General features: G+C 63.5%; 3 protein-coding genes. 1 reads left to right on the top strand and 2 read right to left on the bottom strand.

Going from position 1 to position 5,300, the window contains the following annotated elements; translation table 11 throughout:
- Positions 1-445: 445 nt before the first annotated feature.
- Positions 446-2,806, bottom strand: coding sequence for a hypothetical protein (locus ACZ7NC_RS44380; RefSeq protein WP_471497818.1), 2,361 nt, complete (start codon positions 2,804-2,806; stop codon positions 446-448).
- A gap of 568 nt (positions 2,807-3,374) precedes the next feature.
- Complete coding sequence (locus tag ACZ7NC_RS44375) at positions 3,375-4,091, bottom strand: hypothetical protein (RefSeq protein WP_471497816.1); 717 nt, start codon at positions 4,089-4,091, stop codon at positions 3,375-3,377.
- A gap of 987 nt (positions 4,092-5,078) precedes the next feature.
- Here ACZ7NC_RS44375 and ACZ7NC_RS44370 point away from each other — a divergent pair.
- A partial coding sequence (locus ACZ7NC_RS44370) for a hypothetical protein (RefSeq protein WP_471497814.1) occupies positions 5,079-5,300 on the top strand: 222 nt, incomplete at its 3' end.

Here is a 5,300-nt window from a genome sequence, read left to right as displayed (position 1 = left end):
CCCAGTCACTATGGCGCCGCGCCCACCAAGCCGCCGCCCGCAAGATCCACTACGAGAAACGCCGACAACAAGCTCTCGAAGCTCCCCTGTAGTACACGAGGAGCACACCGAGTGAAGCGGCGGCAGGCTGCTCCGCCCGAATGAACATAGGCGCGGCAGGGTCCTCCCACAGGAGCAGCCGGAAGCGGCACCTGAGGTTCAGGCTCCTGCGGCCGTCGGCCTGCCCGCGGCAGCCTGACCAACAGACCACCGCTGGCCACGCCCTGCCCTCAGACGATCACACCACCGACAACGTGACAGCGCCATCCACCCCTCAGGGACAGGCCCCGGCAACCACCCCCAAGTCATACCCGACCAACACCCCCACGCGGGCGCACGATCCGGCGGTGACAACAGACATCACTATGAATCCCCGTCGCCGACATCACCCGCCGTTGTGCCAGTGTTATAGCCACCGACCATGCTGCCGCTGCTCTGCCCCCACCCCACCGAACCCCGGGTGCTGGAACTGCGCCTGCTCAGGCTGCTGATACGGACTCGGCTGAGCCGGTGGCTGCGGCTGGAACTGCCCCTGCGACTGCTGCGGAACCGGCTGCTGCTGGAACTGCACCTCACCCTGCTGCTGAACCGGCGGCTCCTGCGGAACACTGCCGAACCCCATCAGCTTCCTCCACGGCTCCAAGTCGACCGGCCCGCCCCCATTCTGCTGCGGCTGCAGCACCGGCTTCATCGGCGCAGGAGCCGACGAGTTCGCCAACTGACCGCCTTCATCCCCGGCCTCGAAGCGCACATCCCTCTTCGGCCTCACAAGCTCACCGGATACGTCACCCTGCTGGGCAGACGTACTCGCCACGAAAGCAGCCGACGCAACCGTAGAGGGGGTGCTCGACGTTGCGGACGACTCCGACGACTTCGTGGAGGACTGGCCAGGGAACAACGCAGGCTCCGCATCCAGCTCCTGCGACACAGCCACAGGCGGCTGACCCACCGGCTGAACAGCTTTGCCCCGCAAACCCGCAGGCGGCAACTGCCCCAGCAGCGTGGACGACGACATACCAGACTCCTGACCCAACGCCAGCGAATGCTGCCGCTCCTGCGCCACCCCCCCTACCGCGCTCTTGCCCGCCGGCACCTGCCCGCCCTCACGCGCCGCCAGCCGCTGGGCTGCCGACTTCTCCTGCGGATTGAACGGCTGCTCAGGAACGGCCTCGGCGCTGCCGCCCTGGGAACCACCGCTACCGGACTGGTTGCCGTCACTCCCGGAGGGAACCGACCTCGGCTTCCTCACATGGCCGGAAGAGCCGCTCTGCAGCGGCTGCAGTTGCTGGTCCTCTGACGTCACGAGTTCCTGCGTCTTCGGATCAAACCGAATGCGCTGGGGCGGAGCCCCGTACCTCTCCTCGAGGTTCTTGTTCTCCTCTTCCTTGAGCGCTTCCTTCGCGGGCCCGATGATCTTTTCGAGATCCCGTGGGCCTAGCCCAAAGTTATATTCGCCTGCTGCCTTGTTCGTCTGGTCTGTAATTTTTTCGATGATCATCTCTCGGATATGTTGCGCATTATCTCCGGTCTTCTCTTTCTCCGGCAGTGCGGACCAGGCGTTTCGCCACGCGGTTCTGGCCTGCTCCGGCCAGCCGTAGTGCAGGTCATGGAAGAAGTAGGACGCCAACTGCGTCTCGCTCAGACCCTGGTGGTTATCGGCATAAATCCTGTCGATCCATGGCTGAACCAGCTGCACCGTGAGCTCCCCGTCGTCGGAGAACCTCTCCAGGAAGCCCGGCCGCGGCGCCGAAATCCGAGGCGATAGCCCCGGGATCGTCGGAGGGGTCACCGGCACGGGCGGCGTCATCGGCGTTCCCCTCTGGCTCAACGGCTGCGCGGGCTGTGCTTCATGACCTCCGCCCTGCTGGTGCTGTGATGACACGGACGGCTGCGACGGCGCAGACGGTGCCATGAACGATTGCTCCCCTTGCCCCCGATGCACACCTGAAGCCGTCCCCTGCGGGTTCGGAGCCTGCTCACTCCGCCCGCCCTGCTTCTCAACATTCTCAGAACCGCCACCCCCGCGATTCTGCACCCCCTTGCCACCACCCTGCTTATTCTGCTCCCCCGCAAGGCCAATACCCCCCACACAGCCCGCCAACGGCAACGACCGACCATTGGCACAAGGCACGTTGATATCTGCATCCCCAGCAGACGAGCTCTGTTCGTGAAGCTCACCGCCTTGGAACCCTAGTCCCGTCGGCGGCCGCCAACTCCTGGTGCCAGCCGCGTATGGGCCGTGCAAGTATTCCGGCGGGATGGATCCTTTGACCAGCCATTCATGGTCCCGACGGGTGTTGAGTAGCGCCCCTACCCTGCTTTCCACCTTCGCCGCCTTGCTTTTGCTCAGGTTTAAACCTTTCACGAAGTCGGGAACTCCTTCAGGCTTGAGCGAGGCTGGGACCACAACCTCTTTCCCAGCGGTTTTGCTGATGTCTTCGGCGATCATCTCCTGGACGCGCTGCGCAGGTAAGATCTCAACTCCAGGCAGCTTGCCCTTGTTGATGTCCGCCTGGAGTCGATCGACGTCAACGCTGATTTCTTCACTCCCGTAGCTCTTTTGGGGATTTGCACCCATGAACGAAGTGTACGGGCTGTCCGCCTTTTGTAGCGGATTCTTACCGCCGAGCACATGCTGCAGCGGCGTCGTCGCACCGTTCGGATTAGCCGGGATAATCCCGCTATTTTGATCATAGTGGGACTTCCTTAAGTTTTGCGTACCGAATCCGTTGTTGGTGGATGTGAAGTTATTGTCCTGGCGGATCACCTGCCCCCCACTGTCACCCCCATCCTCTCCAGCGAACGCGCTCACTGAAGACGCCATTATGAGGCCGAGGCCTGCGGTTATAGGTACAGCCACGGAACCGACCCTCAGTACATGATTCTGCCTCGTTGTCGCCCTTGTGCGGACTTTCCTGTGCCGCCCTGTCATTTTCATGCTCCTTTCGTGTTCCTAAGCGCTCCCTTCACCTGTGGGAAGAGAAACCAAGCTCGACCCCTCGATCAGGACGAGCAGGGAATGCATATACGAGATTGACTCCTGACTCACTTAGAAAGGTCAGTCAAACTTCCGCCTGGACTTTGCTCTCGTGGCACGCCAGATTCCTTGCCTGCCTCGAATCGGGCGGGCGAGGGCGACATCGTGAGGCGTGGAGGTTGATCGCGGTTCGATACGCGGCCCGGGCGGGCGGTGCGCGCATCGGTGGAAGAGTCCTGCGTGCTGCTGCGGAAGTGACAGGTCAGGGGTGCCGTCCATGAGCGGCACGAGCACCCCGAAAACCTGTCCCACCGACCGGCGCCGTCACGAATGACTTCAAGGTGTCGGAGGCTCGCCGCTATGTCTGCTGACGAGAAGTGCCTCCTGCCTCGGCCAGTTCACGGAGGGCCCGGTCGCCGGAATGTACGGAAGTGAGTCGATGCCTGGCATCGGCGGCCCACGCAGGCTCGGGTCCAGCGAGAGCGTTGATGAACAGAGCGAGTTGCAGGCCGAGATCGAACTCGGGGTGACTGTCTGCCGCGAGGCGGCTGATACCGCGGTCGACGGCAGCACAGAGGTCTTCCTTACACGCCGAGACGATCTCCGGGTACAGCAGATGATTCGCCCGCCGGTCGAGTAGGACCCAGTCGGCGATCCGGATGAGCGCACGGGCAGCCTGGATCCGCTCGGCTGCTGTGCCGCGTTCGTCGATCATGTCGCGGCTGCGGCCCACTGCCTCGGCCAGGTGCGCAAACGTGTCGTCCTGGCTGTTGAAACGGTCGTACGTCTGCCTCCGCCATACCAAGCGGTCGGGTGCGCCAGCAGCCTCGACGACGACCGCGTAGCCGATCGAGTCCGCCCAGCGTGCAAGCGCGCAGCAGGACAGGAAACGTCCGACCGGATCGGCATCCTGGTCATGCAGCAGGGCTACCAGCCCCTCGGTGCGTTGCATGTAGCCGCCATCGAGAGCATCGGCGATGACGTCGTCCGGGTCTGCGGGAAGGTTGTCGAAATCGGTGAACAGGAGTTCCCGCAGTACGGAGTCCGGCTCCCAGCGGGATGTGGCGTCGGGCATAGAGTGCTCCTCAAACGTGCGGTCCTGGACCGGACGGGTTTCCAATCCAGAGAGCTACAGGCTGGCTCATCAGAGCAGCAGGACCCTCACCCCATGACCAAGAAAAGTTTGGGGTGGGCTGCACTCTTACGGTGACTGCCCCAAGCGCGCCCCTTTGAATGAGATCCTCCATGAGCTTCATATTCTCATCGTACGGGCGCAGACACGCGCCTGCTCTATATGCGCTGGCGTGCGCCGGACTGAATTTTCAGCCCGAGGCACCCGGACAGGCCGCCTGTGTGCGGCGCGGGGCACGCAACCTTATCCTTGCTTTTCTCCTCTCTCACGACGGATGAATTCAATTGTTCCCGGCAACCCGTAGATTTAGCCGGCAGCGAAGCGCCCGAGATCGCTTCCCCGAATCCCTCCCCGGTGAGACGGCCTGTCAGCGACAAAACCACACCACACCCAGGTATGTCACCACCCGAGGCACGACACCTCCGTTACGCAGCACCGGACGTGATCCCACTCACACACAGGACAGACAAAAAGACCGACGAGCGCACAGAAGACTGTGTACCGCATAACAAAAGACCGCAGCACAGATACCGAGACACCCAAATAGCAACCCCAAATCCCTGTGACAGGCTCCTCACCCACCCGCCGGGTGTGGGGCGGAGCCCCGCATGGTTTTGACCTCGGCTCGTCGCCGCAGTTGGCACGACCGCTACCGACTCCCCGTTACCTTTTCCGTGGCCCCGCAATGGGGCGCCTGGCCCCCGGGTCCGGTATGGCTGTGTGCCCCCTGTCGAAGTGGATGACCTGGGGGGTGTTGCCGCCGGGCTTCGGGGCACCGCTTGACCGCTGATGAGGGGCCTGACGACCGCCTGGTCCGGCGCAATGCCGGTCCGCTTCACGGGCGGCATGTCTGCGTAACGTGGTTGCCGGCGTGTGGTGCCGCAGGGACGGCCGGGAGTTGGGGAGACGAGAGGCGAGGGGCACGCGCACATGGTCGACACGACCGCGATAGATCTCTTCCTCGGCCTGGACCTGGGCAAGGAGTTCCACCACGCCCACGGCCGGACCGAGGACGGCAGAACCGTGCACGACAAGCGGCGTCGTCAACTTGTTGGAGTGCAGGTTGTTGAGGGTGTGGCAGGTGGTGGTGGGGCTGGGTGGCGGCCCTGGTTTCAGCCTGCGGTGGGCAGGGCGGTGATGCTGGTGATGTGG

Source organism: Streptomyces sp. NPDC111802 (genome assembly GCF_055634335.1).
This window is presented reverse-complemented; position numbering and strand designations above follow the sequence as displayed.